The organism is Streptomyces sp. NPDC051133, from assembly GCF_040682635.1.
In the GTDB taxonomy this organism is placed as follows: Bacteria; Actinomycetota; Actinomycetes; order Streptomycetales; family Streptomycetaceae; genus Streptomyces.
Window position 1 is genome coordinate 1 of sequence record NZ_JBFBBK010000242.1, and the last position, 1304, is coordinate 1304.

The 1304-nt window shown below is 67.1% G+C and carries 1 protein-coding gene and 1 pseudogene; one reads left to right on the forward strand and one right to left on the reverse strand.

Annotated features, from left to right (window positions below; genetic code table 11):
- Positions 1-159: 159 nt before the first annotated feature.
- A pseudogene (gene tnpA / locus AB0N17_RS46750) lies at positions 160-541 on the reverse strand (IS200/IS605 family transposase).
- 236 nt (positions 542-777) lie between these two features.
- Here tnpA and AB0N17_RS46755 point away from each other — a divergent pair.
- Positions 778-1304, forward strand: a 527-nt coding sequence (locus tag AB0N17_RS46755) for a DUF5937 family protein (protein ID WP_366017738.1), incomplete at its 3' end; no start/stop codon positions are given.

Sequence of the window (1304 nt, forward strand, 5' to 3'; positions counted from 1 at the left end):
GTGCTCCCTGATCTGTGCCGCGCAGCCCAGGGCTGCGAGGTGCGTGCTGTACGAGAGGGTGGGCCCGGCGGAGGACGGGCCTGCTACTGGGCCTAATCGCAGTGCTCCCCCGTTTGCGGGGGAGGTGAAGTGATTTTGAGGGCTGCTCTGACTCGCTGGTTAGAGCGGACGATTTTGCTGCTCGATGTACTGACGGACTATCGAGTGCGGGCTCCGCCGACCGGTCCGGCGAAGTAGGAGCCGGACCACAGGCGCTGTGCCTGCCAGTAGTGCCGTGCCAGTTCGGGGTACTCCTGGCGGAGCCTGCGGGAGCTGACGCCCTTGAGGCTGTTGACCAGCCTGGACAAGGCGACCTTCGGGGGAAGTTCACCAGCAGGTGGACGTGGTTGTTCTCGCCGTCGAACTCGACCAGTTCGCATTCGAAGCCGGCGCAGACCGCCTGCATGATCTCTTCCATGCGTGTCAGGTGCCGGTCGTTGAATACCTTGTGCCGGTACTTCGTCTCGAAAGCCAAGTGTGCCTGCGACCAGGGAAAGGGCAAGGCCCGGCGCTCGGCGACGCTGTGCGCGGGGGCGTGCTTGTGGACGGTGTACCGGCACCCGTCTGCGGCCAGCACGGCTCGCCAGGGCGCCTCGGGCGTACTCATAGGGGACTGCCTTCGACTCGGGAAAGAAGAGGGTGTCGACCTTCGGCCGGACGGCGCGCGGTCTGCCCTGAGCCTGATTGACGCGGCGAGATCCGATCAACTGATTGTGAAATCCTGCACTCGTGATCGCCATGCGCTTCAGCGAAACAGCCGAGGAGGACATCGCCTTCTCCGTCTCACCGCTGCTCGAAGCCGTCCACTCCTGGCACGTCCTCACCGACCCCGGACACCACGCCCTGCACGTCCCCTGGGTGCGACGGTGCCGCCGACTGCCCGCCGCCCTGCGCCGCCGACTGCGCGAGCACGGCTCCGTCGTGGCCGACTACATCCCTGCGTTCTTCGAAAGCCGCGCCGGCGATCACGACGCCGACTTCACCGACCAGCTCACGGCCATCAGGGCACTGCCGCATGCCCTGCTGGCCGCCGAACTCGCCCAGACCCTCATCGACACCACGCGCCACACCGGACACGATCTAGTCGACGCCCCCGCCACCCGCGACGCGGTCCTCACCGAGCTCCGGCAGTGCGACCCTGGCCGGGCGGCACGGCTGGAAGGCATCCTCACCGACCCCCTCCCCGTCCTCAACGATGCGCTCACCGTCTTGGAGGACTACTGGAGCGCCGCCTTCGCCGACGAGTGGGAGCGCATCGAGTCCTC